The sequence below is a fragment of the Brevibacterium sp. 91QC2O2 genome (assembly GCF_024580695.1).
GTDB lineage: Bacteria > Actinomycetota > Actinomycetes > Actinomycetales > Brevibacteriaceae > Brevibacterium > Brevibacterium moorei.
Window position 1 is genome coordinate 1 of record NZ_JANIJY010000027.1, and the last position, 26,373, is coordinate 26,373.

Consider the following 26,373-nt stretch of genomic DNA (forward strand, 5'->3'; position numbering starts at 1 on the left):
ATTATTATTTTCAGCCAGAAAATATGTACTACTTAGTTCTGGCATCACGAAAAAAACTATTCAAGTACGCTATTGAGTTCTCAAACAACAGGCACACACCCACACTGGCCAACCCCGACAACCACCCATGAAACACAGGCAATCACAAGAGGAGTCACCGCGAAGGGATGCTCGATTATGTTCACTGCCGCCGGGATTTCCGGCCCCGCGAACCCGCTGGGCTGTCCTGGCGACAAGAGAAAACATTACACGACTCGCAACCCGGCCGCAACCCGAACCAGAGTGATCCGTGCTACAAGCATCGGGGCCCGCCGGCATATGGGGACGCAATCGTCCTCAGTACGCCGGCGGGCCCCATGCCCGGAGCAGCGGATCAGCGGGTCACGCGCACGGCTCCCAAGGTCTTCTTGCCGCGCCGCAGCACCGCCACACCCGCACCGGCCGCCTCCAGCAGATCCTCGGCACGCAGCACGGCATCCGCCTCGGCGACCTTCGTGTTGTTGATGTAGGCGCCGCCCTGCTGGATGGCCTTGCGGGCATCGCCCTTGGACTTGACGATGCCGGAGGCCGCGAAGGCATCCACGACCGAGATGCCGGCGGCCAGGGCAGCAGCGTCGAACTGCGCTGTCGGCAGGTCCGCGGTGGCGGACGCCACGGTGGCCGGCGCCAGCTCGCCCAGGTCTCCTCCCCCGAACAGCGCATCGGCCGCGGCGAAGGCCTGCGCGGTCTGCTCAGGGCCGTGGACCAGGGTCGTGACGTCCTGTGCCAGGGTCTTCTGCACCAGGCGCTTGTGCGGGGCGGCTTGGAATTCCTCGATGATCGCGTCGATCTCGTCCATCGGACGCAGCGAGAACACCTTGAGGTAGCCCGGCGCATCGGCGTCTGCCGCGTTGAGCCAGAACTGGCTGAAGGCGTATGGGCTGGTCAATTCCGGATCCAGCCAGACCGTGCCGGATTCGGTCTTGCCGAACTTGGTGCCGTCTGCCTTTGTGATCAACCGGGTCGACATCGCGTGTACGCTATCACCGGTCACCCGCCGGATCAGGTCGATGCCGGCGGTCAGGTTGCCCCACTGGTCCGAACCTCCGGTCTGCAGGCTGGCCCCATAGCGCTTGTGCAGTTCGAGGTAGTCATTGCCCTGCAGCAGCTGGTAGGAGAATTCGGTGAACGAGATCCCGGAATCGCTCTTGAGCCGCGCCGCGACGGCCTCCTTGGCCAGCATCCGGTTGACGGAGAAGTGCTTGCCGACTTCCCGCAGGAAGTCCAGCACGTTGACCTCGCCGGTCCAGTCGTAGTTGTTGACCATCCGGGCGGCATGCGGGCCCTCGAAGTCCAGGAAGCGCTCGATCTGGCCGCGGATCCGCTCAACCCAGCCCTCGACGACGTCGCGCGGGTTCAGAGTGCGCTCGGAGGTCAGTCGCGGATCGCCGATCAGGCCGGTCGCCCCGCCGACCAGTGCCAACGGGTTGTGCCCGGCGTCCTGCAGCCTGCGGGCCGTGAGGATCTGCACCAGATTGCCCATGTGCAGGCTGGGCGCGGTGGGATCGAAACCGACATAGAAGGTCAGGGATTCGTTCGCCAGGGCATTGCCCAGGGCCTCTTCGTCGGTGGTCTGTGCGACGAGTTCGCGCCTGCGAAAATCGCTGAGGATGTCGGTCACTGTTTCCCTTTCATATGTGCATGAGCGCCGAACGACAAGGCTCGGCACCCTTGATTCTAGCGGCGCACCGCCGCCGAGGTCCCGGCCGGGACCTCGGCGGCGGTGTTCCAGAGTGCCCCGTTCCCGCCGATTCAGCGGGTCGGCGTGTTCGCGAAGGCGCGCAGCCGCGCGACCTCGGCCCTGGCGTGCTCGAGCTGCCCTGCCACGGCCGAGCGCGCGGTGCCACCCTTGGAACTGCGCGAGTCGATCGAGCCGTGGGTCGACAGCACGCTGCGGACCTCACCGGTCAGGTGTTCCGAGATACCGGCGAAGTCCTCGTCGGTGAGATCCCACAGTTCCTGGTCACGGGACTCGGCCAGCTTGACACAGGCACCGGAGAGCTCATGGGCCACCCGGAAAGGAACTCCCTGCCGGACCAACCATTCGGCGATATCCGTGGCCAGGGCGAATCCGCGCGGGGCCAGATACTCCATCCTCTCGGTGTTGAAGGTCAGAGTGGCGACCATGCCACCGAAGGCCGGCAGCAGCAGCTCCAGGGTGTCCACCGCATCGAACACCGGCTCCTTGTCTTCCTGCAGGTCCCGGTTGTACGCCAGCGGCAGGCCCTTGAGGGTGGTCAGCAGGCCGGTCAGATCACCGATGATGCGCCCGGACTTGCCGCGCGTGAGTTCGGCGACATCGGGGTTCTTCTTCTGCGGCATGATCGACGAACCGGTGGAGAAACGGTCGTCCAGGGTGACGAAGCCGAATTCCTTGGTCGCCCACAGGATGACCTCCTCCGACAGCCGGGACAGGTCCACGCCCAGCATTGCCAGGTCGAAGAGGAATTCGGCGAACACATCGCGGGAGGCCGTGCCGTCGATCGAATTCTCCACCGAGTCAGCGAAGCCCAGTTCGGCGGCCACCGCCTGTGGGTCGAGGCCCAGCGAGGACCCGGCCAGAGCACCGGAACCATAGGGCGAGACCGCGGCACGGCGATCGAAGTCGGTCAGCCGGTCCACATCGCGCAGCAACGGCCAGACATGTGCCAGGAGCTGGTGGGCCAGCAGGATCGGCTGGGCGTGCTGCAGGTGGGTGCGCCCCGGCATCGCCGCTTCGGGGTGTGCGGCCGCCTGCTCGAGAAGCGCCTCGGTCACGTCGAGCACCAGGCCGGCCAGGCTGCGGGCGTGGTCGCGCAGGTACATCCGGCCCAGGGTGGCGATCTGGTCGTTGCGGGAGCGGCCGGCGCGCAGTTTGCCGCCGAGCTCGGCGCCGGCGATCTCCAGCAGGCCGCGTTCCAGCGCCGAGTGCACGTCCTCATCGGATTCCTGTGCCACGAAGTCCCCGGAGTCCACCCGTGCCTGGAGTTCGTCGAGGGCCGCCAGCATACCGGCCAGTTCCGTCTCGTCGAGCAGGCCGGCGGACGCCAGCACGCGGGCGTGGGCACGGGAGCCCGCGATATCGTAGTCGGCCAGGCGCCAGTCGAACTGGGTCGACTTCGAGAGTTTGGCCAGGGCGTCGGCGGGGCCGTCGGCGAAGCGCCCACCCCACAGGCTGATCCGTTCGGACACGGGTTCCTCACTTCTTCGTATGTAGCGGATACGTCGGTTGATGCGTGTTCCCCGGATACGGCCCAGGCCGCAAGCGGGAGGCTTTCGCCCTCAGCTTACGGCCTGGGTCCGGGTGCGGCCGGTCCGGATCATCCACCGGACCGGCCCGCTGCGCTCAGAACTTCTGGTTGCGCGCGGTGGCCTGCTTCGAGGACAGGCCGTAGATGTCGATGAAGCCACGGGCGGCGGACTGGTCGAAGGACTGGCCCTCATCGTAGGTCGCCAGGTTGAAGTCGTAGAGCGAGTGCTCGGACTTGCGCCCGGTGACGACTGCCGTACCACCGTGCATGACCATGCGGATGGTGCCGGAGACGTGGTCCTGGGTGTCCTCGATGAAGGCGTCCAGGGATTCCCGCAGCTCGGAGAACCACTGCCCGTCGTAGACCACTTCGGTCCACCGCTGGTCGACGAACTTCTTGAACCGGGCCTGTTCGCGTTCCAGAGTGACGTTCTCCAGTTCGCGGTGCGCGGTGATCAGCGCGATCGCGCCCGGCGCTTCGTAGACCTCGCGGCTCTTGATGCCGACCAGGCGGTCCTCGACGATGTCGATGCGTCCGATCCCCTGTGCGCCGGCACGCTGGTTGAGCTGTTCGATGGCCTGCAGCGGGGTGACCTTCGCACCGTCGATGGCCACCGGGATGCCCTTTTCGAAGGTGATCTGGACTTCGTCGGCCGGCGGCGGGAATCCCGGATCGTCGGTGTAGTCGTAGACGTCCTTCGTCGGGGAGTTCCAGATGTCCTCGAGGAATCCGGTCTCCACGGCGCGACCCCACACGTTCTGGTCGATCGAGAAGGGGTTCGACTTCGTCGTGACGATCGGCAGGTTGTTCCGCTCCGCGTATTCGATCGCGGCTTCACGCGTCAGCGCCAGGTCGCGCACCGGGGCCAGGCACTTCAGATGCGGGGCCAGCGAGGTGATCGCGACTTCGAAGCGGACCTGGTCGTTGCCCTTGCCCGTGCAGCCATGGGCCACCGTCGTCGCACCGTACTTCAGCGCGGTGGCGACCAGGTGCTTGGCGATGAGCGGACGGGACAGGGCCGAGACGTTCGGGTAGGCGTCCATGTACATGGTGTTGGCCTTCAGGCCCGCCATGCAGTACTCGTTGGCGAACTCATCGCGGGCGTCGGCGACGACGGCCTCGACAGCACCGCAGTCCATGGCGCGCTGGCGAACGGTCTCCAGGTCCTCGCCCCCCTGGCCCACGTCCACGGCCATGGCGATGACGTCCATGCCCGTCGCTTCCTTGATCCAACCGATGGCGACCGAGGTGTCGAGGCCCCCGGAGTACGCCAGTACGACGCGTTCAGTCATGAAACTCTCCTTCGTGATTTATTAAAATACTAACCCATGAATGTCTATTCATCATAGTGCCGGCACTGTGATCTGCGTCGGGCCCGGCCGAACACCCGACCGATCAGCCGGAGATTCCCGCCTGCTCCAACAGCGCGGCGGCCAGCTTCGGCCCCCCGTCGGCGGAGAAGGTGATGACCAGGACGGTGTCATCGCCGGCGATCGTGCCCATCACATCGGGCAGCCTGGCGTGGTCCATTGCCGAGGCCAGATACTGCGCGGCCCCCGGCGGGGTGCGCAGAATCACCATATTGCCCGAGTGCACCGCTGAGACCAACAGGTCCTCCAGCAGGCGGCCCAGCCGGGCGTCGAAGACCTCGGCGCCCAGGCCCTGCTGCAGGGAGGAGTCCCCACCCTCTCCAGGGACCGCGTAGACGGCGCCGGCCCGGGTGCGGACCTTGACCGCGCCGAGGCCCACCAGGTCGCGCGAGAGCGTGGCCTGGGTGACCTCGAAGCCGGCTTCGGCCAACAGGCCGGCCAGCTCCGTCTGCGAGCGCACCTGCCGGGTGCGGATCAGCTCCGTGATCTTCGCCTGCCTGGCGGCCTTGGTGGTCACGGCCGCCATCCGACCGGCCGCGGGATGCGCGCTCAAGCCCGCTCCACCAGCCAGGCCAGCAGCGCCTTCTGCGCGTGCAGGCGGTTCTCCGCCTCATCGAACACGACCGAGGCCGGGCCGTCGATGACCTCGGCAGCCACCTCTTTGCCACGGTAGGCCGGCAGGCAGTGCAGGAAGATCGGCTCGTGGCCCAGCGCCATCAGTTCCTCGGTCACCTGGTACTTGGTGAACGGTGAGTCCTCATCGTCGCGGCCGGCGTGGTCCTGGCCCATCGAGACCCAGGTATCGGTCACCAGCACATCGGCGTCCTGTGCGGCCGCGACGGGGTCGTCGGTGATCATCAGCGAGCCGCCGGTGACGCGGGCCAGCGCATGGGCCTCTGCGACCACGGATGCGGCGGGCTGGTGGCCGGTCGGAGCGGCGATGCGCACGTGCATCCCGGCATTGACCCCGGCCAGGGCATAGGAATGGGCCATATTGTTCGCGCCGTCGCCGTAGTAGCTCAGCGTCAGTCCTGCCACGCCGGAGGCGGAGTCGTTGCCGCGGTGTTCGCGGATCGTCAGCAGATCGGCCAGCAGCTGGCAGGGGTGGTAGTCGTCGGACAGCGCGTTGATCACCGGCACGCTGCCGGAGGCGGCCATCCGTTCCAGGCCCGACTGCTCATAGGTGCGCCAGACGATCGCCGAGACCATCCGGCTGAACACCTGTGCGGAGTCCTCGATGGACTCCTTGTGGCCCAGCTGCGATTCGCCCGGGTTGATGATGAGCGGATTGCCGCCCAGGGCTGCGACTCCTGCGGCGAAGGACACGCGGGTGCGCGTCGAGGTCTTGTCGAAGATGATCGCGACGGTCTGCGGCCCGGCCAGGGGCTTGAACGCGTAGGGGTCGGCCTTCATCGCCTGGGCCAGGTCGAGCACCTCGACCAATTCGGCCGGGCTCAGGTCGGTGTCCTTGAGGAAGTGGCGGGTCATATCATGCCTCCGTGGGGGTGGGCGCGGATTTCTGCGCAGCGGCCAGGATACCCGGCAGATCGTCCACGAACGCCATCAGATCGGCGTCGTCGATGATCAGGGGTGGGGCCAGGCGCACCTTGCTGGGGGTGACGGCATTGGTGATGTAGCCGGTGGCCAGGGCGGCGTCGACCACGTCGTGGGAATCCAGGTCCGCGACCTCGAAGGCGCGCAGCAGGCCCGCCCCGCTCACCGCGACCACGCCGTCGACCTTCGCCAGGGCATCGGCGAATTCCTGGCCAACGGCTTCGGCGCGGCCCACCAGGCCGTCGCGTTCGAACACGTCGAAGACGGCATTGCCGGCCGCGGTGACGACCGGGTTGCCCGAATATGTCGAGCCGTGCTGGCCGGGCACCAGCAGGTTCGTCACCTCGGACCCGAAGGTCACGGTGGCCCCAATCGGCAGCCCGCCGCCCAGACCCTTGGCCAGGGTCATGATGTCGGGCACCACCCCCTCGCCGATCAGCGGGTGCTGGTGTGCGAACCAGGCGCCGCACCGGCCCATCCCGGTCTGCACCTCGTCGAGGACGAGCAGGGCGCCGTGGGCCCTGGTCAGTTCGCGTGCCGCCGTGAGATAGCCCTGCGGGTGGTTGCGCACCCCGCCCTCGCCCTGGATCGGTTCGATGAACATCGCCGCAGTCGTATCGTCGATCTCCGCCTCGAGGGCGGCGATGTCACCGAAGGGCACGAAGACGACACCGGGCACGCCGGGGGTGAAGGGCTCGCGATACTTCGGATTGCTCGTCAGCGCCAGGGACCCCATGGTCCGGCCGTGGAAGGAGCCCTCGACGGCGATCACCTTGGTCCGGGTGCCACCGGCGACCCGGCGCGACATCTTCAGCGCCGTCTCATTGGCCTCCGAACCGGAGTTGGCGAAGTAGACTGCCGAACCCTCGGGCGCCTTCGCGTGTTCGAGGATCCGCGTGGCCAGGTGGATCTGCGGCTCCGAGGCGAAGTAGTTCGAGATCTGCGCCAACGTGGCCACCTGATGGGATACGGCGGCGACGTAGTCCGGATGTGCGTGGCCCAGGGCGTTGACCGCGATGCCGGCCAACAGATCAATGTACTCCTTCCCGTCGGAGTCCCACACATGGGCCCCGCGACCGTGGTCGAGCAGGAGCTGGGGCCGTCCGATGGCGGGCAGAATGGAGTGTTCGTGGGCGGTCCGCCAGCCGGTGGCGGTGGTCTGGGGCTGGGTCTGATCAGCCATGATTCCTTCTAACATTCGTGAGTGGTGGGGAGAAACGGGGTCAGCCGACGGAGCGCGGCACGAAGTCCGGGTACTGCACCAGGGTTCCGATGCCCTCGTCGGTGAAGACCTCGAGCAGCAGCGAGTGCGCGGTGCGCCCGTCGATGATGTGAGCCTGGCCCACACCGTTGTCCACCGCGTCCAGCGCGGCGGTCATCTTGGGGATCATGCCGGAGTCGAGGCGGGGCAGCAGTTCCCGCAGCTCCTCCGGTGCGATGCGCGAGATGAGCGAGTCGCGATCGGGCCAGTCGCGGTACAGGCCGGGGACGTCGGTGAGCATGATGAGCTTGTCGGCGCCCACATACTTGGCGATCTGGGCCGCGGCCAGGTCCGCGTTGATGTTCAGCGGTTTACCCGCTGGCCCGCCGAGTTCCACCGCGATCGAGCACACCACCGGTACGCGCCCGGCGTCCAGCAGCTCGTTGAGCAGCTCGACGTTGACCCGGCGGATCTCCCCCACCCGGCCCAGGGCGACCTGTTGGCCGTCGACCGTCACGGAACTGGGCGTGGCCAGCAGCAGGTCGCCGTCCTCGCCGGACAGGCCCACCGCCGCATCGCCGTTCATATTGATGCGCGCGACGATATCGCGGTTGACCTGGCCCGAGAGCACCATGCGCACGACCTCGGCGGCCTCCTCGGAGGTGTAGCGCTGGCCGGCGATGAATTCGCTTTCGATGCCCAGGCGCTCCAGCATCGTGTTGATCTGCGGGCCGCCGCCGTGGACGACGATGGGCCGCAGCCCGGCGAAGCGGAAGAAGGCGATGTCATCGGCGAAGGCCTGCTGCAGTTCCGGGGAGACCATTGCATTGCCGCCGTACTTGATGACGATCGTGGCGCCCTTGAAGGTCTTGATCCAGGGCAGGGCCTCGGTCAGGACCTCCGCCTTGGACTGGGCCACGGCCAGGCGCTGGGCGGGGCTCAGGTGCTGGTGTGCGCGGCTACCGCGCGGCGTGTCGTTCATGATGAGTAGGCGCTGTTCTCTTCGACGTAGTCATGGGTCAGGTCCGAGGTCCACACCGTGGCAGCGGCCCCGCCTGCGTGCAAGTCGATGTCGACGGTCACCTCGCGGCCGAAGACGACTGTAGCCGGGTCGGCGTGCGGGGTGGATCCCTGGCAGACCATGATGCCGTTGATCGTCACGTCGATGGCATCGGGTTCGAAGGTGGCGTCCGTGGTGCCGACCTGGGCGACCACGCGGCCCCAGTTGGGGTCCTCGCCGAAGATCGCGGCCTTGAACAGGTTCGAGCGCGCGACCGCGCGGGATACGGTGACCGCTTCGGCCTCGCTGGCCGCCCCCCTGGTGGTGATCGCCACATCATGGTGGGCGCCCTCCGCGTCCACATGCAGCTGGCGGGCCAGGTCGACGCAGGCCTGGCGCAGCAGCTCCGCGAATTCCTCGGGATCGGGCTTGGCGCCCAGCCCGGAGCTCATCAGGATCACGGTGTCGTTGGTCGACATGCACCCGTCGGTGTCGAGCCTGTCGAAGCTGGCGTCCGTGGCACTGCGCAGCGCCGCATCGAGTTCCTCCGAGTCCAGATCCGCGTCCGTGGTCAGGACGACGAGCATGGTGGCCAGGGCCGGCGCCAGCATTCCCGCTCCCTTGGCGATCCCGCCGATCCGGAAGCCGGTGCCTTCGTAGCCGATGGTCTTGGGCACGGTATCGGTGGTCATGATCGCCTCGGCGGCGTCCTGTCCGGCCTGCGAGGTTTCCGCCAGGTCCGCGACCAGGCCGGGCAGCGCGCCCAGGATCTTATCGCGGAAGTCCTGCCCGCCCACACCGATCAGCCCCGTCGAGCACACCAGCACATCGCCTGCCGCGACGTCCAACAGCCCGGCGGCGGTTTCCGCTGTGGCGTGGGTGGTCTCGAAGCCGAAGGGCCCGGTGAAGCAGTTGGCGCCGCCGGAGTTGAGGACGACCGCGCGGGCCCTGCCGTCGGCTGCGGCCTGGCGGCTCCACAGCACGGGGTTGGCCTGGCAGCGGTTGGAGGTGAAGACCGCGGCGACGGCATCGGAGGGGCCGGTGTTGGCGATGACGGTCAGGTCGGGTTTGCCACTGGGCTTGAGGCCCGCGGTAGCGCCTGCGGCGCTGAAGCCCTGCGGATAGGTGACGCTCACGGTGCAACTCCTTGAACTGGGATTGAGAGGTCTTCGGGCAGCCCGAGGCTCAGCTGGGCCGATTGCAGTGCCTGGCCGGCGGTGCCGCGGACCAGGTTGTCGATGGCTGCGCACACCAGGACGGTGCCGGCGCGCTCATCGATGGCGAACTGCAGATGCGCGGTGTTCGAGCCGACCGCCGCCGAGATGTGCGGCCACTGGCCGTGAGGCAGCAGCCGGATGAAGAGCTCATCGTCGTAGGCGGCATGGAAGGCCGCGGCGATCGTCGCGGGGTCTGTCCCGGGGGTCAGCGGCGCCTGGCAGGTGGCCAGAATTCCGCGGGCCGCCGGAATCAGCGTGGGGGTGAAGGAGATCCGCACGTCGGTTTCGTCCGGAGTCTGGCCCAGCACCGCGGCCAGGTTCTGCTCGATCTCCGGGACGTGCCGGTGGGTCCCGGCTGTGCCGTACGGGCTGGCGTCGCCCAGGATCTCCGCTGCCAGCAGGTGCGGTTTGAGCGACTTGCCGGCGCCGGAGACGCCATTGGCCAGCACCGCGTGCAGCTGGGTGTGGTCGATCAGCCCGACTGCGACCAGGGGCTGGAGGGCCAGGGTGATCGCCGTGACATTGCACCCGGGTACTGCGATCCGCTTGGCACCGGGCAGGAGCGCGCGCTGCTTGCGGCCGCCGGGCAGCATGAGTTCGGGCAGGCCATAGGTCCAGGTGCCCTGGTGTTCGGATTTGTAGAACTTCTCCCAGGCCGCTGCGCTGACCAGGCGGTGGTCCGCCGCCAGGTCGAGGATGAGGGTGGCGGGCGAGGCGGCTTCGAGTTCCGCCGCGATCTTGCCGGACTCCCCGTGTGGCAGGGCCAGGACGACGATGTCGTGGCCCGCCAGGACCTCGGCCGTGGACGGCTCGATGACCATGTCCGCATATCGGACCAAATGGGGCTGGTACTCCCCCAAAGTGTGACCGACGGACGAATTGCCGGTGAGCGTTGTAACGTGAAGGGATGGATGGCCGTCGAGCAGCCGGAGCATTTCCCCGCCTGCGTACCCGGTGGCCCCGGAGACTGCAACACTGAAATCGGACATGTGCATAACGATACATGATGTTTAAACTTTATGCACTAGCGTGACGGTTCACCGTCCCGCGGTCCGAATCGATCCGCAAACCGACTCGAAGGAGCACCCATGTTCGCAATCCAGGCGATGCGCCAGGGCGGGCCCGAAGTACTCGCCTACAACGAACTGCCCGATCCCGTGCCAGGCCCCGGCCAGGTCCTCGTCGACGTCCGCGCCGCAGGCGTGAACTTCATCGACACCTACCGCCGCGGCGGCATGTACCCCATGCCCTTCCCCCACATCGTCGGCTCCGAGGGCGCGGGCACGGTGGCCGCCCTGGGTGAGGGCGTGAGCACCGTGGCCGTGGGCGATGCGGTGGCCTGGCACGACGCCCCCGGCTCCTATGCCACCCGCGTCGTGGTCGCCGAGAAGTCCCTGCTGCCGGTACCGGACGGAGTCGACTTCCCGACCGCCGCGGCGATCCCCCTGCAGGGTCTGACCGCCCAGTATCTGGCCACCGGCTCCCACCGGATCGAACCGGGCCAGACCGCGCTGATCCATGCCGCCGCCGGCGGTGTCGGCCTGCTGCTGACCCAGTTCGTCAAGCACCTGGGAGGCCGGGTGATCGGCACGGTCTCCACCCGGCAGAAGGCGGACCTGGCGCGGGCAGCCGGCGCCGATGAGGTGTTCCTCTACGGCCCGGATGTCGACATCACCGCGACCGTTATGGACCTGACCGACGGCGCCGGGGTCGACGTCGCCTACGACGGGGTCGGCAAGGACACCTTCGACGCCTCTTTGGCCAGCCTCAGGCCGCGCGGTTCCATGGTGCTCTTCGGAGCCGCCTCGGGCGCCGTGCCGCCATTCGACATCCAACGCTTGAACTCCGGTGGTGGCATCTTCCTGTCACGGCCCTCACTGCAGTGGTTCGCCCGGACCCCGGAGGAGTTGCAGGAGCGCAGTGATATGGTCTTCGCCGGGCTGAACGAGGGCTGGCTGGACTTCCGGGTGGGAGCGACCTTCCCCCTGGCCGAGGCCGCTGACGCCCACCGTGCTCTGGAGGGTCGGAAGACCACCGGTAAGGTCGTGCTCCTGCCCTGAGTGGGGCCGGCTGAGCGCCGCGGCCGATGATCCGCGCGCCGCTCAGCCGCTTCGGCGGGTCATCGCCGGGGCGACGACGCGTTCGGCCAGGATCGCTCCGGTCAACAGCAGCCAGGAGCCGAAGTACGTGAAGATCTTGAGCTCACTGGACAGGGTCGGCCCGATATCGGCGGCCATCAGCATGATCCCGCCGATGATGAGCGCCGTCGCGATCACCGTCTGCACCAGGGAGTCGCCCAGCAACCGCATCATCCTGCCCAGAGTGGACTGGTCCATCCCCGTGGGGCCCACGTTGAGCTCCCCGTCCTCCAGATGGGCCACCGCACGCGAGACCCGCCCCGGCAGTTCGAGCAGCTGTGTACCCGTGGTCAGCGCATAGAGCTTCGCCCGGTCGACCATATCGGCCGGCCGCCTGGCCTGGGCCAGGAGGGAGTCACCGCGTGCCTGCACCATATCCAGTAGGTCGAGATCCGGATCGAGCACCTTCAGCGAACCCTCCAACGTGCTGATCGCGCGGAAGGCCGAACCGATCGGCGTTGGCATCGTGAAACCGTGGACGACGAAGAAGTTGGCCAGTTGGGTGAACAACTCGGAATAGTTCCCGCGCCCGGCGGTGGCGAAGCGCAGCATGACATCGCCGATATCGCGTTGCAGCATCCGGGCGTTCGCGCCGGCGGGATTGCCCAGCATATCGAGCACGGCCGAGGTCGCCGCCCGTGAGTCCTGGGTCTGCAGAGCAACCAACAGGATCATGATGTCCTGCCGGTCCCCGGCCTCCAGCCGGCCCACCGCGCCGAAGTCGATCAGCCCCATGGTGCCGCCGGGCTGGATCAGGATATTGCCGCCGTGCAGATCGGCGTGGAAGGTCCCATCGACCAGCATCTGTCTGGCGATGAGTTCGAACAGGTCCTCTGCCAGACCCCGGCGCAGCCGCCTTGGCATCGTGGCCAGTTCCGTGTGGGCCTTCGACAGCGGGGTGCCCGCCACCCGGTCCATCACGATGACGGTGGGCCCCGAGAGCTCCGGGTAGATGCGCGGGATAACGATATCTTCCTGGCCCGAGGCCGCGGTGACCTCGCGCATCGCGATCGTCTGTGCGGCCTCCTCCCGGTAGTCCAGTTCGGTCCGAAGGGACTTCACGAAGGACTCCGCCAGTTTGTACACGCCCACTTGGCGCGCCCAGACCGCCCGTGCCTCCAGGCTCTCGGCCAGGGTCAGGATGATATCGGAGTCCGCCTGGACCTGCCCGCGGATCCGGGGGCGCTGCACCTTGACCACCACCGGGGTGCCGTCGTGGAGCACTGCGGTGTGCACCTGGGCCACCGAGGCCGCCGCCAGTGGTCTGCGGTCGAAGGAGGCGAACACCTCGTCGACGGGCTTGCCCCAGGATTTGAGCAGTTCGGGCTCCAGCTCCGAAAACGGCACGGGCGGGACCTCGGCCTGGAGCTTGGAGAACTCGCGGACGAATTCCGGTGGCACGGCGTCGGCGCGGGTGGCGGCGAACTGACCGAGTTTGACGAAGGTGACCCCACAGGCGGCCAGGGCCCGTGCGAGCGTGGCAGCCAACGAGTCCAGATCCACGTGGATCCGCCGTGGCAGGCGCGGACGGACATAACTGGACAGCCCGTGGACCACCAGGATCCGTTGGATCTCCAACAGGCGCCTGGTCCGCCGGTAACGGCCGGGCACCCGGGTGGCGCCCCGGGCGACCGACCCCAGGGTGCCCCCGGGCCACACGATCTCGAGTCCCAACAGCACGGCCACCTGAATGGCCACCAGCCAGCCGAACAACAGCAGGTAGACCATCGCGCCGGCCAGGCCCCACTGGTTGTCCAGCACATCGAGCACATCGGTCACATGCAGTAGCCGGTACGCCTCCTGGGTGATGGGCCACAGTGCCATGCCGAAGACCAGGGACAGGACGGCATTGCGGACCAGTCCTGTGCCCACCCGGGACAGCCGGCGGACCAGCACCCCCAGGATCGCCGCATTGAGCAGGCCCAGGGCGATCGTCCACACAACGGTCATGGGGCACTTCCTTTCACACCGGCACGGATCGTGCACCGTCCGGTGCCTGGCATACGGTCAGGGGATTCCGAGTCAGGATCTACATGTCCACGCGCAGCAGTCGCCGCCCGGCCTGCGGTGACGCGGCCGCCAGCGATTCAGGGGTGTCAAGGCCCGCGCGGACATAGCGACCCGACCATGCGTCGAGGTCTCCGGAGGCAAAGGCCAGCGCCAGGTCCGCCACCGCCTGTGGGTCCGTCCACTCGCTGCGTCCGTCGTGGACCGACATCGCAGAGGTCATCTCCGTGCGCACCACGCCCGGTGCCATTTCGAAGATCCGCAGGCCCTGCTCGTGCCCGTAGTGTTCGACCGAATCGGCCAGGCGGAACAGGGCGGCCTTGGAGGCCGAATACGCAGCGTATTCGACGGTGCCCTGGGCACCGGAACCGGAATTGAGATCGATGATGCGCGCCGGGGCCCCGGTAGTGGCCGCGGTGGCCAGCAGCACCGGCGCCAGGGCGTTGACCAGCAGGAGGGGGCCCGCGACGTTCGCTGCGACGACGGCCAGCAGGTCGGCCGGGTCGTCTTCCCAGACGGGGCCCGCGTTCGGCTCAATGCGCCCTGCGTTGTTCACCAGCACGCGCAGCCGGGTACCGGTGCGCGCGGCGATCTCCTCCAGGGATTCTCGCAGCGCCGTCACGGATCCGGGATCGGCGACGTCGAGGCCACAGCCGAAGACCCGCTGTGGTGCCCCGGCCGCGGCCGCGAGTTCGGCCGCCGTGGCCTGCGCCCGGGTGGCATCTGTGGCGGTGAGCACCACTGTGTAGCCGGCGCGGGCGAAGGCCTCGGCCAGATGGCGGCCGATTCCCCTGGCCCCACCGGTGATGAGCACCAGGTCCACACTGTGTTCCGTCCCGGCCGTACCCTGGCGGCCGACTGCCTGCTGCGCGCTCATCAGCCGCGGACCTCGGCCCCGTGACGCTGCGCGGCCACCGCGGTCGCGGCCTCGCGCAGGGCGGAGGCCTCGTCAGCGGTCAGCGTCCGATCGTGGGCGCGGAAGGTCAGCCGGAAGGCCACGGACTTCTTGCCCTGGGCGATCTGGTCGCCGGTGTAGACGTCGAACAGTTCAAGGGATTCGAGCTCGTCCCCGGCCCCGGCGCGCAGAGCCGCTGCCAACTGGCCCACGGTCACCGTATCGTCGACCAGCAGGGCGACGTCCTGCCTGGACACCGGGTAGCTCGACAGGGCCCCGTGCCAATCGCGGGCAGTGGGCTGCGCCAGCAGCGCGTCCAGGTCGATTTCGAAGGCAACGGTGCGCGCGGGCAATCCCAGGTTCTCGCACACCTTGGGGTGCAGTTCGCCCGCATGGCCCAGCACGGCGCCGGTGGCCCCGGTGAAGCGGGCGCAGCGGCCGGGGTGGTAGGGGGCGTACTCCGCGGCCGCGACCTCCGGACGCACGCCGATAAGGGCCGCAATCCGGTGGACCAGTTCGATGACGTCCTGGGCTCCGGCCTGCCGGCCCTTGCCCCAGACGCCGGGCAGTTCAGCGTGTCCGGAGATGATGCCCGCGAAGTGGTACGGCTGGGCCGGGACCGAGGCGAAGATCGCCTCGAGTTCGGCATCGTCGGGGTGATAGCCCGGCTGGAAGCTCAGTCCCTGGGCCAGGGCGGTGGTCTGTGGCGTGGTGACCAGTCCGGCCTCGAACAGGGCGACGTCCTTGAAACCGCGGCCCAGGTTGCGGGCCAGCGCATCGGGCAGGGTCGCCAGCAGGTGCGTGCGCATGAGCGGATTGTCCTCGGCCAGCGGATTGGCTAGGCGGATGTTGACCCGGCGGGGGTCGGCGGCGTCGATGAGTTCGGCATCGCTGCGCTTGTCCGAGGTGAACGGATAGGTCAGGACCTCCGTCAGCCCGGCGGCCGCCAGCAGGTTCGAGACCGCACGACGGGTCCGCTGGGCCCGCGTCAGCCCGGCGCCGCCGGGTGCCTGCGGCAGGATCGAGGGGACCTGGTCATAGCCGTTGACCCGAACGACCTCCTCGACCAGGTCCTCCGAGGCGCTCAGATCGGGGCGCCAGCCCGGCACCGTGACGCGCAGCAGCGCGCCCGGCTGTGCGGCCTCGGCCACCCCGTCGACGCGGCAGCCCACGGATTCGAGCGCGGATACCACCTGGGCCGGCGTGTAGGCCACGCCCACGCGCTTGGCCGCGGCGTCCACCGCGAAGTCCAGCACCGCTTCGCTCGGGGCGGAGCCGGCCACGGTGACATCATGGCTCAGCGTCCCGCCACCGAGTTCGACCAGCAACAGCGCACAGCGCAGTGCGGCAGTCGGCCCCAGGAACGGGTCGACTCCGCGTTCGAACCTGCGCGCGGCCTCACTGGGCAGCTTGTGGCGTCGCGCGGTCCGGGCGATCGACACCGCATCGAAGTGCGCGGCCTCGATCAGGATGTCGGTGGTCTGCTCGGTGACCTGGAGTGCGGCACCGCCCATCACACCGGCCAGGCCGATGATGCGGGTATCCCCCGCGGCACCGCCCTCATCGGTGATGAGCAGGTCCTCGGGGTCCAGCTTCCGCTTGACGTCGTCGAGCGTGGTCAGCTTCTCACCCTTGCGGGCGCGGCGCACGACCAGTTTGTCGCCCAGTTTCGCGGTGTCGTAGGCGTGCAGGGGCTGGCCGAGTTCGAGCATGACGTAGTTCGTCACGTCGACGGTCAGGGAGATGGGGCGCATGCCCTCGTCGAGCAGCCGCTTGACCATCCAGTAGGGGGTCCGCGCGGAGGCGTCGATCCCGGTGACCCGCAGAGCGGTCAGGCGGTCGCAGCCGGGCACCCCGTGGATCGGGGCCTCGTCGGCCAATTCGACGGGGAAGCCGGTGCCGGCGGCGGCCAACAAGTCGGAGGTGTCCAGGGCGGCGGGGTCGGCGAACTCCTGGTTCTTCAGCAGGGCGAATTCCCTGGCCACCCCGCGCAGCGACAGCTGGTAGCCGCGGTCGGGGGTGATGTTGACGTCGAGCACCGTGTTGTCCAGCCCCAGCAGCGCTTTGGCATCATCGCCGGGGGTCCCGTCCAGGCCCCAGTCGGCCAGTCGGATGATGCCGTCGTGGTCCTCGCCCAGGCCCAGCTCACGGGCCGAGCAGATCATCCCGTCGGAGACGTGGCCGTAGGTCTTGCGGGCGGCGATCGCGAAGTCACCGGGCAGCACGGCACCCGGCAGGCAGGCCACGACCAGGTCGCCCGGGCCGAAGTTGTGCGCCCCGCAGACGATCCCGCGCGGTTCGTCCTCGCCCACATCGACGGAGCACCAGTTGACGGTCTTGCCGTTCGAGTGCTTCTCGGGTTCTGCGGTGAGCACGCGGGCGACGACCAGGGGACCTGTAACGGTGGGGCCGAAGAAGTCCTCTTCCTCCAGGCCGATCCCGGCCAGCTCCGCCGCCAGTTCCCTGGCATCGGTGACGCCGGAAAGGTCGACGAGTTCGGAGAGCCATTCCAGGGAGACGCGCATCAGGCGACACCTCCGAAGGTGTGCGAGAAGCGGATATCGCCCTCGACCATATCGTGCATATCGTTGATACCTTCTCTGAGCATGAGGGTGCGTTCGATGCCCATGCCGAACGCGAAGCCCTGGTAGACGTCGGGGTCGATCCCGGCGGCGCGCAACACGTTCGGGTGGACCATGCCGCAGCCACCCCATTCGATCCAGCCGGGTCCGCCGACCTTATTGGGGAACCAGAAGTCCATTTCCGCGCTGGGCTCGGTGAATGGGAAGAAGCTGGGCCGCAGGCGCGTGGTGGATTCGGGGCCGAACATCGCGCGGGCGAATTCGTCGAGCGTACCCTTCAGATGGGCCATGGTCAGGCCCTTGTCGATCGCGATGCCCTCGACCTGGTGGAACACCGGGGTGTGGGTCGCATCGAGTTCATCGGTCCGGAAGGTCTTGCCGGGGCACACGACGTACAGCGGCACACCGCGGTTGAGCAGGGAACGCGACTGGACCGGGGAGGTATGGGTGCGCAGCACCAGACCCGCCGAGGCCGGATCGACGAAGAAGGTGTCCTGCATCTGCCGGGCCGGATGATCCGGTCCGAAGTTCAGCGAGTCGAAGTTGACCCATTCGTTCTCGACCTCGGGTCCCTCGGCCACTTCCCAGCCGTGGCCCACGAAGTGATCGGCGATCTGCTCCTGCAGCTGCTGGAGCGGATGGCGCGAGCCCGCGGGAGTCCGGTTGGTGGGCGCGGTGACGTCGATCGCCTCGCTGACCAGCACACGGGCGTCGCGTTCATCCTCGAGCTGCTGCTGGCGGGCGGCCAGGGCCTTCGAGACGCGCCCGCGGCTCGAGCCCACCAGCTTGCCCGCGGCGGCCTTGAGCGACTTGTCCAGCTTGCCGATGGACCGGTTCGCCAGCGCCAACGGCGCCTTATCGCCCATATGATCGATCTTGGCCTGTTTCAGGTCGTCCAGGGACTCGGCTTGGGCGAATGCGGCGAGCGCGGCTTCCACCGCGGCGGTGACGCCCGCCTCGTCGAGCGGATCAAGATGCTCGGACATCGGCCTTCTTTCTCACGATTTCGTTCAATGTGCAGTCAGGGGTCATTCTACCGGTGGCCTAGAGGCGGACGTTCTTGGCCGATTCGTAGATGCAGATACTGGCCGCCGAGGCCAGGTTGAGGCTTTCGGCCCGCCCGTAGATCGGGATGGCCACGGCGGCGTCGCACTGTGCCCGGTCGGCCTCGGGCAGACCCCAGGCCTCGTTGCCGAAGACCCAGACAGTGGGCCGGGTCAAGTCCAGCCCGGTGTCCCAGGGCACGTGCAGATCGTGGGCGGGCTGATGGGCGTCGGCGGCCAGCACCTGCATGCCGCGGGCACGGGCCAGTTCGGTGACCTCCGGCAGTCCGACCCCGGTGACGACCGGGGTGTGGAACAGAGAGCCGGCGGTCGAGCGGACCGTCTTCGGGTTGTACACGTCGACGCTGGCCGAGGTGAAGACGATGCCATCGGCACCCGCTGCGTCCGCGACGCGCAGCACGGTGCCGGCGTTGCCGGGGTCCCGCACCTGGCTGAGCACGATGACCAGTTTGGATTGTTTGGTCACCACGTCGGTCAGCGGGACGTCCAAGCGCTCGGCCACGCCGACCAGGCCCTGGCTGTGCTCCGTATCGGAGACCTCTGTCAGGGCCTCCTTCGTCGCCTGGTGGATGCGCACGTCCGCCTGCTTGGCAAGCCCCAGGATGTCCGTGTGGCGTTCCGCGGCCTCCGCGGTGATCCACAGATCCACCACCGAGCCGCGCGGCGCGCCCTTGGGGAAGATCGGCTCGCCGGTCTCTTTGTCCCGTCCGGTGGGAATCGTGACGGCCGCCGGTGCGAGTTCGAGCTGGTGGCGCAGCGCCTCGCGAATGGTCTGCGGTCCCTCCATCAGGAAGCGGCGGGCCTTATTGCGCCAGCTGCGCTTGTGCAGCTTCGCGGCCTCCTTCAGGTGCTTGGACTGCGGGGAGGTGATGACCGGTCCGCGCAGGCCGGGATACAGGGCGACGGGTTCGTCAGAAGTCATGGTCCAAGCCTAGCGGCCCCGACGGGGACGACGGCGATGCTATGAGATTCGGTGATTTGATATACAGGTGATGTGAGCGACACAGACCAGCCCAGACCGACCGCGCCCTTCATGCCCTCGGCCCCACCCCCACCCGTTCCTCCCCTGCCACCACAGGACCCGCCGACAGGCGCACCCGGTTCGGTGAACACCGGTGGTAGCCGGCGGAGCGCGCTGCGGCCGGCCCTGCTGGGAGCCGGTGCCGGTGTGCTCGTGCTCGTCCTGGCTCTCGGCGGGTTCGTGCTGTTCCGACATCTGGGCGCCGCGGACTTCAACCGGCCGCCGGTGGCGTCCGGCCGCGTCGATACGACGGGTCTGGAGGACTATGCACTGGTGCCAGCCCCCTCGGGTCTGGTCCCGCCGGAGAAGGACTCCGGCTATCTGTTCCTGGCTGGGGAGGATTCCGATGCCGTGGCGAAGCTGACACCCGATTCGCCCAGCCCCGACTGGATCGCGCCCATTCCCCGCAAACAGGGCACCAAGCGTTCGGATTGCAAACTCGCCGAGGACCACCTCGACTGTGGCAGTGTGACGATCGACCTGCGCACCGGCGACTCCACCGCCACGGGCGGGGACGACACCGGATCCACGGGTGCCGGCACAGAGGACATCACCGTCGACGACACCACGATCACGCGCGAGGGCGATACGATCGTCGGCCGCGATCCGCAGGGCACCGAGGTCTGGCGAGTAACCGTCAAGGATGCCAAGTCGTTCAGCGTCTCCGGAAGCAAGCTCTACGTCAAGGTCGCCGATATGATGTTCGTCTACGATTTCGCCAAGCGCGGCGGTGACACCGAGCAGACCGTCACGGACGAACAGCGCACGGCCGACCGGCCCCAGCGACTGGACAAGAAGGCCTTCGCCCAGGGGAAACTGCAGATCCCCAGCGTGTGCAAGGAGTTCGTCGACTACAAGGAGGACCTCGATCCGGAGCAGGCCGCACGCCGGGCAGCAGACCAACCCTTCACCGAGGTCACCATGTCCGGCGGTCGATTCCATCCGGCCGGGGCGCCGGTCGACTATCAGGCCGCCGAAGTGACCAAGGTCGTGCCGATGACAGTGGCGGGTGGGCCCGCCGCCGCGGTGGTCTTCACCTGTAACCCCGGCGGGAACTACACCTATGATTCGCTGGCCGTCTACGACGCCGAGCGCAAACCGCTGGGCAGCGTCGAGTTCGCAGGAGCCGATGCCCCGGCTCTGCTTGGCTGGGCGCCCAAACTGTATTTGGAGACCGTCAAGGCCACCGGGGACTACCTCCAGCTGAGTGTGCCGGTGGGAGTCTACGGAGACGGCTCGTGCACCGGCTGCGAGAAGTCGGGGACCGCCCGCTACAGTTACCGACTCGGTGCCGATGGTCTGCACATGGTCGACGGGGTGTTGGGAATCAAGGGCAAGCAGGTGCGCAAACCGGCGGTCCAGGATGTGCAGCGCTTCCTCGATGCGGTGCGCACCGGCGACGACGACTATGCCACGAAGCATGCGACGAAGGAGCAGATGGACACGCTCTCCTCCGTGTTGGGGGACGGCCAGGAGAAGGGCGCGCCGACCGTCCGCTCGGTGCAATTCGGTCCCGGCGTCAAAGCCGACAGCTGCGAGGTCGTCAATCCCGTGGACGACTCGGAATACGGTACCGGCACCTACTACTTCGCCAATGGCAAGACCCTGTTGGGCCTCGGCGCGCAGGACATCCGGCCGGGCGATACCGTCTGCGGCATCGTCACCGATGAGATCAAGACGTTCACGTCGGACGACTCCGAGTCCTGTCCGATCTACCTGCTGCTGCGCGGCAATGCCAAGGGCGATGTGCAGGCCTACTACTTCGGACGACAGTTCAGCTGAGGGCAGCGGGCAACACAAAGGGCCGGTAGGGGATCTCCCCTACCGGCCCTATGAAAAACCGTTGGCGCTGAGCGGACTCAGGCTGCGTTCTTCGGTGCGTTCACATCTGCGGGCAGCGCGGCCTTTGCCACGGCGACCAGCTTCGCGAAGGTGGCGGCGTCGTTGACGGCCAGTTCGGCCAGCATACGACGGTCGACCTCGACCTGCGCGGCCTTCAGGCCCTGAATGAAGCGGTTGTAGGTCATGCCGTTGGCGCGGGCTCCGGCATTGATGCGCTGGATCCACAGGCGACGGAAGTCACCCTTACGGGCGCGACGGTCACGGTAGCTGTAGACCAGCGAATGGATGACCTGTTCCTTGGCCTTGCGGTACAGGCGCGAACGCTGTCCGCGGTAGCCGCTGGCGCGGTCGAGAATGACCCGACGCTTCTTCTTGGCGTTGACCGCCCTTTTCACACGTGCCACGTGTACTCCTTAAGAAAAAAGTTTTCGGAAAGACTCAGCGCTTGCCCAAGAGCTTGAGGCCCTTTTTGGCATCGCCCTTCGCCAGGACCTGGTCCTGCGACAGGCGGCGCTTGCGACGCGAGGACTTGTGCTCGGCCAGGTGGCGGTTGTTGACGCGTTCGCGCATGACCTTGCCACTGCCGGTGAGGCGCAGGCGCTTCTTGGCGCCGCTGTGGGTCTTCTGCTTCGGCATGTTGCCGTTCTCCTTTACATCGACACCGTCGGGTGAACGACGGGGCTGGTCCCCGACGCAATGGTGCCCGGCAGGGCACCACCGCGTGGTTTGACGATTATTCCGCCTTGGACTTGCGTGCCTCGGCGTCTGCCTGGGCCTTCGCCTGGGCCTCGCGCTCACGACGCGATTTGACCTCGGCCGTCGAACCCTTGGCTCCGGCGGTGGCCTGACGGGACTCCGCCCTGGCATCCGCCTTGGACTTCAGTGGTGCAATCACCATGACCATGTTGCGGCCGTCGACACGCGGGGACGACTCCACGGTTCCCAGATCCGATACGTCCTCGGCCAGGCGGTTGAGCAGTTTGATGCCCATCTCCGGCCGCGACTGCTCGCGTCCACGGAACATGATCATGACCTTGACCTTGTCGCCACCGGACAGGAACCGGGAGACATGGCCCTTCTTGGTCTCATAGTCGTGGGCATCGATCTTGAGTCGGAACCGGATTTCCTTCAGGGCCATATTGGCCTGATTCTTCCGGGCCTCGCGCGCCTTCTGGGCCGACTCGTACTTGAACTTGCCGTAATCCATGAGCTTGGCCACCGGGGGCTTCGCCTGTGGGGCAACCTCTACGAGGTCCAGATCGGCTTCGCGAGCGAGGTCGAGCGCCTTACGAATGGCGACGATACCGACCTGTTCACCGTTGGGTCCGACAAGGCGGACCTCGGGCACCCGGATCCGATCATTAATGCGCGGCTCGCTGATGTGCTCGCTCCTAACATTCCAAGAAAAAGATCACTCGGGCCAAAAGGAAAGGCTCCCTTTCGACCAATGCGAAGGGAGCCCGGAATCTTATGATTGCAACCCGAGGGCTGCAACGCATTACCACATCAGTGGTGAAAATTCGTACCCGACCGCTTGAACGGTCAAGGTGGGAGCGGGCTCCGCTTTGCACTAACGACCATAGTACCCGTATCCGTCGGCATTTGCACATCGACTCCGTCACACACATGAATCTCACTCGACGTCGTCTTCCCCTCCCCTGCATTTCAACACCGGAGGGCGGCCACGGGGCCGAGGACCTGCGCAGTGGTCCGTGTGGGAAGCTTGGACCATGAATGAACAGACGAATTTCTCCTTCGAGACCCAGGATGCCGAGTCCGGCGCCGCCGCAGCCAACGCCGAGGAACAGGCCGCCGGCACCGCGATGCGCGACATCGCCGAGGTTGCGGCCGTCGAGGTCATCACCTCGGCAGCCGTCCACCTGATGAGCGCAGCGGCGGTCAAGGTGGGGCTGGCCGAGGACGCAGACGGAGTCAAGGGCGCGGAGTTGATGGACCTCGACGAGGCCCGCAAGCTCATCACCGCTCTGGCCGGCTTGATCACCGCAGGCGCGCCCGAGGTCAGCGATTCCCACGCCCGCCCGCTGCGCGATGGACTGCGCAGTCTGCAGTTGGCCTTCCGCGAGGCCTCGGCCATCCCCGATGCCCCCGGCAAGGGACCGGGCGAGAAGTTCACCGGCCCCGTTATGTGAGCCGCGAACCGAACCCGGGCCCGAGCCCGGTTTAGGTCGCCCAACCTTCCTTGCACGCGCACGCGCCCCCGTTATCCTGGGACGCGTGCGTGATCTTTTTGCATCGGACGTCCCCAGTGCCTCGGTTCTCAGCGGACCGGCCGGACCGATCCTCCTCCAGGACCACTATCTGATCGAGCGACTCTCCCGGCCGACCCCGCGGCGGCGGTCGGTCAACGCCAAGGGCGGCGGAGCACTCGGCACGTTCACCGTCACCGGCGATGTCTCCGCGCTGACCCGTGCCCAGGTCTTCGCCCCCGGCGCCCGGACCCAGGTGCTGGCCCGCTTCTCCTCGACCTTCGGCGAACCGGGATCCCCGGATACCTGGCGCGATCTGCGCGGCTTCGCCGTGAAATTCTACGGTCCCGACGGCAACCTGGACATCGTCGGCAACAACTCCCCCGTGTACTACGTGCGCGATACGACGGCAGTCGGGGCGCTCATGCGCGCTGGCCTGCGCGATCCGGAAACCGGGCTGTACTCCCACGACGCCCAGTGGGACTTCTGGTCGGCCACTCCACAGACGGCCCACCAGGTCGCCTATCTGATGGGCGACCGCGGGATCCCGCGGTCCTGGCGCGAACAGAACGGCTACGGCACGCACACCTTCCAATGGGTCGCCGCCGACGGCCGCAAATCCTGGGTCAAGTACCACTTCGAATCCGCGCAAAAGGCCGACTTCCTCTCCGCCCACGGCCATGAGGGCTTCGGACAGGCCGACGCGCAGGCGATGGCCGGCATCGACGCCGACTTCCACCGGCGCGATCTGGCACAGGCGATCAACGCGGGGAACTATCCCTGCTGGACCCTGTCGGTTCAGGTGATGGACGAACAGCGGGCGACCGAAGTCGACTTCGACCCCTTCGATCCGACCCGCGTGTGGCCCCACTCCGAGTTCCCCCTGCACGAGGTGGGCCGCCTCGAACTCGACCGCAACCCGCGCGACTTCTTCACACAGGTTGAACAGGCGGCCTTCACCCCGGCCAATCAGGTGGCCGGAACCGGGCTGAGCCCCGATCCGATCCTGCTGGCCAGGGTCCGTGCCTATGGGCTCTCGCACCGGCAGCGCATCGGCGCCGACTTCGCGGCTCTACCGGTCAATCGGACCCTGCCCGGCGTCGTGCCGGGTACCGCGGAGCCGCTGGCGGCCGAGGACCTGCTCGTCGGTGCCCAGTCCGCGGGGAGCCCGGCAGCGGGTCGAGCCGCCGCCGACTTCGCGCAGGCCCACACACTGGTGCGCACCGTAATGGACGATGAGCAGCGCGACCGGCTTGTCGGCAATGTGTCCGGGCACCTGCTCTGCGGCGTCAGCGAGCCGGTGCTGAGCCGGTCATTCGACTATCTGCGGCGCATCGACGCCGAGACCGGGGACCGCGTCGAAGCAGTGGTCCGTGCGGCCGGGCACCGGTGAACCGGACCGGGTCCCGATAGGACCGGCCCCGGCCGGCCGTTAAGCGGACTCGAGACTCAGAGTCAGGGAATCAGCGGCCTCGGCGATCTGCGGGGAGCCGGCCAGAGCCGTCTGCAGGGAGCCCAGCTCCGCCTGACTCGGCTGCCGTAGCGCCCGCACGTGCAGTGATACCTCGGGACCGCTCACAACGAGCCCGGCCGACCCCGGACCTACGCCCAGGGAGTCGATCCAGTCCAGGCCGGGAGTCTCACGCGCGATTCGCCCCAATTCCGCCACCGTGTTCGGATCGGCCCAGGCGGGCTGCCACTGCTCCTGTTTCAAGAACGCCCACAGGGCGGGCCTGCGCAGCAGGAAGGAACGCGGTGAGCCGGGGTCGAGCACGACCAGTTCCGCACCCTCCTCGACGGCCGCCGCGCACAGGCGCTCGGCCTCGATCGGTACGGGCCTGGCCTGCGGGTGCCAGGCGGTGAGGCTCGGGATGTCGGTGAAGCACGGAACGCAGCGCCTGCCGTCCTCCGAGGCCAGGAGCACCATCGCCATTTCGGATTTATTGTCGTGGACGTAGCCGTGTTCGTCGGTCGTATGTTCCACCGCGGTCGGCAGCACGGGGGCGTAGAGCCGGGTATCGCGCAGCGCTGCGAGGACGGATACGTGCAGCCGTGGATCGAAGGGATCCCGGGTCACGGCGCACAGAGCGTCGACGAGAACGGCGTCCGCCTCCCCCGTATCGCCGGAGAAGGGGTTGGGGTGCAAGTCCCGGCCGGCCCACGGGGTGCCGGCGGAATCCGCGGTGTTACCGTCGACGCCCGCGGCTTTGTCCGTCATGCCGGGCGCCCCGCCACGTCGAGGGCCTGGGCCAGGGTGAACTTGCCGGCGTACAGTGCCTTGCCGACGATCGCGGAGTCGACGCCCAGTCCGACCAGTGCGCGCAGCGCACGCAGATCGTCCAGGCTGGAGATCCCGCCCGAGGCGACGACCGGCTTATCGGTGCGCTCCGCGATCTGACGCAGCAGATCGACATTGGGTCCGCGCAGGGTGCCGTCCTTGGTCACATCCGTGACCACATAGCGCGCACAGCCCGCTTCCTCCAGCCCGTCGAGCACCTCCCACAGGTCTCCCCCGTCTTCGGTCCAACCGCGGGCGGCCAGGGTGGTCCCCCGGACGTCCAGGCCGATCGCCACCGTATCGCCATAGGTCTTGATGACCTCGGCGGTCCAGGCGGGGTTCTCCAGCGCCGCTGTACCGATGTTGACGCGCTCGGCGCCGGTGTCCAGGGCACGTTCCAGACTCTCCGTATCGCGGATCCCGCCGGAGATCTCCACTTTCAGGGAGACCGACTTCGTCACCCGCTTGAGCAGTTCGTAGTTCGACCCGCGCCCGAAGGCGGCATCGAGGTCGACCAGGTGGATCCATTCCGCGCCGGCCTCTTCGAAGCCGTGTGCGGCATCGATTGGGGACCCGTACTCGGTCTCGCTGCCGGCCGCCCCCTGGACCAGGCGGACGGCCTTGCCGCCGGCCACGTCGACAGCGGGCAACAGAACGAGGCGGGGATCGGTGGTTGCGGTCATGTTCTCTTCGCTTTCGAAAGGCGCCGGCATGCGAGGCCGACGGGG

Annotated in this window: 23 protein-coding genes; 4 read left to right on the forward strand and 19 right to left on the reverse strand. The window is 67.7% G+C overall.

Going from position 1 to position 26,373, the window contains the following annotated elements; genetic code table 11:
- Positions 1-373: 373 nt before the first annotated feature.
- The 9 genes from tyrS to argC form a co-directional block, all read right to left on the reverse strand.
- A complete protein-coding gene (tyrS, locus tag NQ036_RS13755) occupies positions 374-1,660 on the reverse strand; it encodes a tyrosine--tRNA ligase (protein WP_257047561.1) in 1,287 nt (428 codons plus the stop codon).
- Between the two features lie 131 nt (positions 1,661-1,791).
- Complete coding sequence (argH, locus tag NQ036_RS13760) at positions 1,792-3,210, reverse strand: argininosuccinate lyase (protein WP_257047560.1); 1,419 nt, start codon at positions 3,208-3,210, stop codon at positions 1,792-1,794.
- Positions 3,211-3,364: 154 nt separating this feature from the next.
- The gene (locus NQ036_RS13765) at positions 3,365-4,561 is read right to left on the reverse strand and encodes an argininosuccinate synthase (protein ID WP_257047558.1); all 1,197 of its coding nucleotides are present in this window, start codon (positions 4,559-4,561) and stop codon (positions 3,365-3,367) included.
- Between the two features lie 103 nt (positions 4,562-4,664).
- A complete protein-coding gene (locus NQ036_RS13770) occupies positions 4,665-5,192 on the reverse strand; it encodes an arginine repressor (protein WP_257059669.1) in 528 nt (175 codons plus the stop codon).
- Complete coding sequence (gene argF / locus NQ036_RS13775; RefSeq protein ID WP_257059671.1) at positions 5,189-6,127, reverse strand: ornithine carbamoyltransferase; 939 nt, start codon at positions 6,125-6,127, stop codon at positions 5,189-5,191. Before argF ends, NQ036_RS13770 begins: the two co-directional genes overlap by 4 nt.
- 1 nt (position 6,128) lies before the next feature.
- Positions 6,129-7,376: an acetylornithine transaminase gene (locus tag NQ036_RS13780; RefSeq protein ID WP_257059673.1), complete on the reverse strand. Its 1,248-nt coding sequence runs from the start codon at positions 7,374-7,376 to the stop codon at positions 6,129-6,131.
- A gap of 40 nt (positions 7,377-7,416) precedes the next feature.
- Positions 7,417-8,376, reverse strand: a complete 960-nt coding sequence (argB, locus tag NQ036_RS13785; protein WP_257047548.1) for an acetylglutamate kinase — start codon at positions 8,374-8,376, stop codon at positions 7,417-7,419.
- Positions 8,373-9,530, reverse strand: coding sequence for a bifunctional glutamate N-acetyltransferase/amino-acid acetyltransferase ArgJ (argJ, locus tag NQ036_RS13790; RefSeq protein ID WP_257047547.1), 1,158 nt, complete (start codon positions 9,528-9,530; stop codon positions 8,373-8,375). The genes argB and argJ overlap by 4 nt, the downstream gene beginning before the upstream one ends.
- Positions 9,527-10,600: an N-acetyl-gamma-glutamyl-phosphate reductase gene (gene argC, locus NQ036_RS13795; RefSeq protein WP_257059675.1), complete on the reverse strand. Its 1,074-nt coding sequence runs from the start codon at positions 10,598-10,600 to the stop codon at positions 9,527-9,529. The genes argJ and argC overlap by 4 nt, the downstream gene beginning before the upstream one ends.
- A gap of 99 nt (positions 10,601-10,699) precedes the next feature.
- Here argC and NQ036_RS13800 point away from each other — a divergent pair, with 99 nt between their 5' ends.
- A complete protein-coding gene (locus tag NQ036_RS13800; protein WP_257059677.1) occupies positions 10,700-11,671 on the forward strand; it encodes a quinone oxidoreductase in 972 nt (323 codons plus the stop codon).
- Positions 11,672-11,713: 42 nt separating this feature from the next.
- Here the strand turns inward: NQ036_RS13800 and NQ036_RS13805 are convergent, their stop codons facing one another.
- From NQ036_RS13805 to NQ036_RS13825, 5 genes are all read right to left on the reverse strand, one after another.
- Entirely contained in the window at positions 11,714-13,699 is a 1,986-nt protein-coding gene (locus NQ036_RS13805) for an AarF/ABC1/UbiB kinase family protein (RefSeq protein WP_257059679.1), read from the reverse strand.
- A 79-nt stretch (positions 13,700-13,778) separates the two neighbouring features.
- Positions 13,779-14,633: an SDR family oxidoreductase gene (locus NQ036_RS13810; protein ID WP_257047543.1), complete on the reverse strand. Its 855-nt coding sequence runs from the start codon at positions 14,631-14,633 to the stop codon at positions 13,779-13,781.
- Positions 14,633-17,176, reverse strand: a complete 2,544-nt coding sequence (pheT, locus tag NQ036_RS13815) for a phenylalanine--tRNA ligase subunit beta (protein ID WP_257059681.1) — start codon at positions 17,174-17,176, stop codon at positions 14,633-14,635. Before pheT ends, NQ036_RS13810 begins: the two co-directional genes overlap by 1 nt.
- Positions 17,176-18,219 carry a phenylalanine--tRNA ligase subunit alpha gene (gene pheS, locus NQ036_RS13820; protein WP_257047540.1) on the reverse strand — a complete coding sequence of 348 codons (1,044 nt, stop codon included), beginning with the start codon at positions 18,217-18,219 and terminating at the stop codon, positions 17,176-17,178. Before pheS ends, pheT begins: the two co-directional genes overlap by 1 nt.
- Before the next feature lie 58 nt (positions 18,220-18,277).
- The gene (locus NQ036_RS13825) at positions 18,278-19,219 is read right to left on the reverse strand and encodes an RNA methyltransferase (RefSeq protein WP_257047539.1); all 942 of its coding nucleotides are present in this window, start codon (positions 19,217-19,219) and stop codon (positions 18,278-18,280) included.
- Positions 19,220-19,291: 72 nt separating this feature from the next.
- On the opposite strand from NQ036_RS13825, the gene NQ036_RS13830 reads away from it, so the two are divergent.
- The gene (locus NQ036_RS13830) at positions 19,292-21,100 is read left to right on the forward strand and encodes a hypothetical protein (protein WP_257059683.1); all 1,809 of its coding nucleotides are present in this window, start codon (positions 19,292-19,294) and stop codon (positions 21,098-21,100) included.
- A 77-nt stretch (positions 21,101-21,177) separates the two neighbouring features.
- Here NQ036_RS13830 and rplT read toward each other — a convergent pair whose 3' ends face one another.
- The 3 genes from rplT to infC form a co-directional block, all read right to left on the reverse strand.
- Positions 21,178-21,564, reverse strand: a complete 387-nt coding sequence (gene rplT / locus NQ036_RS13835; RefSeq protein WP_257047536.1) for a 50S ribosomal protein L20 — start codon at positions 21,562-21,564, stop codon at positions 21,178-21,180.
- A 34-nt stretch (positions 21,565-21,598) separates the two neighbouring features.
- On the reverse strand, positions 21,599-21,796 hold the full coding sequence (gene rpmI, locus NQ036_RS13840; protein ID WP_257047535.1) for a 50S ribosomal protein L35: 198 nt from the start codon (positions 21,794-21,796) through the stop codon (positions 21,599-21,601).
- A gap of 97 nt (positions 21,797-21,893) precedes the next feature.
- On the reverse strand, positions 21,894-22,508 hold the full coding sequence (gene infC, locus NQ036_RS13845) for a translation initiation factor IF-3 (RefSeq protein ID WP_373456782.1): 615 nt from the start codon (positions 22,506-22,508) through the stop codon (positions 21,894-21,896).
- Positions 22,509-22,983: 475 nt separating this feature from the next.
- Here infC and NQ036_RS13850 point away from each other — a divergent pair, with 475 nt between their 5' ends.
- Positions 22,984-23,310: a DUF1844 domain-containing protein gene (locus NQ036_RS13850; protein WP_257059684.1), complete on the forward strand. Its 327-nt coding sequence runs from the start codon at positions 22,984-22,986 to the stop codon at positions 23,308-23,310.
- An 85-nt stretch (positions 23,311-23,395) separates the two neighbouring features.
- Positions 23,396-24,760, forward strand: a complete 1,365-nt coding sequence (locus NQ036_RS13855) for a catalase (protein ID WP_257047534.1) — start codon at positions 23,396-23,398, stop codon at positions 24,758-24,760.
- A 39-nt stretch (positions 24,761-24,799) separates the two neighbouring features.
- Here NQ036_RS13855 and NQ036_RS13860 read toward each other — a convergent pair whose 3' ends face one another.
- Together NQ036_RS13860 and priA are read right to left on the reverse strand one after the other, a co-directional pair.
- A complete protein-coding gene (locus tag NQ036_RS13860) occupies positions 24,800-25,585 on the reverse strand; it encodes an SseB family protein (RefSeq protein ID WP_257047533.1) in 786 nt (261 codons plus the stop codon).
- Entirely contained in the window at positions 25,582-26,328 is a 747-nt protein-coding gene (gene priA / locus NQ036_RS13865; RefSeq protein ID WP_257047532.1) for a bifunctional 1-(5-phosphoribosyl)-5-((5-phosphoribosylamino)methylideneamino)imidazole-4-carboxamide isomerase/phosphoribosylanthranilate isomerase PriA, read from the reverse strand. Before priA ends, NQ036_RS13860 begins: the two co-directional genes overlap by 4 nt.
- Positions 26,329-26,373: the final 45 nt, after the last annotated feature.

Bases quoted from the DNA above. Each gene is read 5' to 3' on its own strand.
- argB (WP_257047548.1), bottom strand. From the start codon at position 8,376: ATGAACGACACGCCGCGCGGTAGCCGCGCACACCAGCACCTGAGCCCC.
- NQ036_RS13850 (WP_257059684.1), top strand. From the start codon at position 22,984: ATGCGCGACATCGCCGAGGTTGCGGCCGTCGAGGTCATCACCTCGGCA.
- NQ036_RS13800 (WP_257059677.1), top strand. From the start codon at position 10,700: ATGTTCGCAATCCAGGCGATGCGCCAGGGCGGGCCCGAAGTACTCGCC.
- NQ036_RS13805 (WP_257059679.1), bottom strand. From the start codon at position 13,699: ATGACCGTTGTGTGGACGATCGCCCTGGGCCTGCTCAATGCGGCGATC.
- pheS (WP_257047540.1), bottom strand. From the start codon at position 18,219: ATGTCCGAGCATCTTGATCCGCTCGACGAGGCGGGCGTCACCGCCGCG.
- NQ036_RS13810 (WP_257047543.1), bottom strand. From the start codon at position 14,633: ATGAGCGCGCAGCAGGCAGTCGGCCGCCAGGGTACGGCCGGGACGGAA.
- NQ036_RS13825 (WP_257047539.1), bottom strand. From the start codon at position 19,219: ATGACTTCTGACGAACCCGTCGCCCTGTATCCCGGCCTGCGCGGACCG.
- rpmI (WP_257047535.1), bottom strand. From the start codon at position 21,796: ATGCCGAAGCAGAAGACCCACAGCGGCGCCAAGAAGCGCCTGCGCCTC.
- pheT (WP_257059681.1), bottom strand. From the start codon at position 17,176: ATGCGCGTCTCCCTGGAATGGCTCTCCGAACTCGTCGACCTTTCCGGC.
- priA (WP_257047532.1), bottom strand. From the start codon at position 26,328: ATGACCGCAACCACCGATCCCCGCCTCGTTCTGTTGCCCGCTGTCGAC.
- NQ036_RS13780 (WP_257059673.1), bottom strand. From the start codon at position 7,376: ATGGCTGATCAGACCCAGCCCCAGACCACCGCCACCGGCTGGCGGACC.
- NQ036_RS13860 (WP_257047533.1), bottom strand. From the start codon at position 25,585: ATGACGGACAAAGCCGCGGGCGTCGACGGTAACACCGCGGATTCCGCC.
- argC (WP_257059675.1), bottom strand. From the start codon at position 10,600: ATGTCCGATTTCAGTGTTGCAGTCTCCGGGGCCACCGGGTACGCAGGC.
- argF (WP_257059671.1), bottom strand. From the start codon at position 6,127: ATGACCCGCCACTTCCTCAAGGACACCGACCTGAGCCCGGCCGAATTG.
- NQ036_RS13765 (WP_257047558.1), bottom strand. From the start codon at position 4,561: ATGACTGAACGCGTCGTACTGGCGTACTCCGGGGGCCTCGACACCTCG.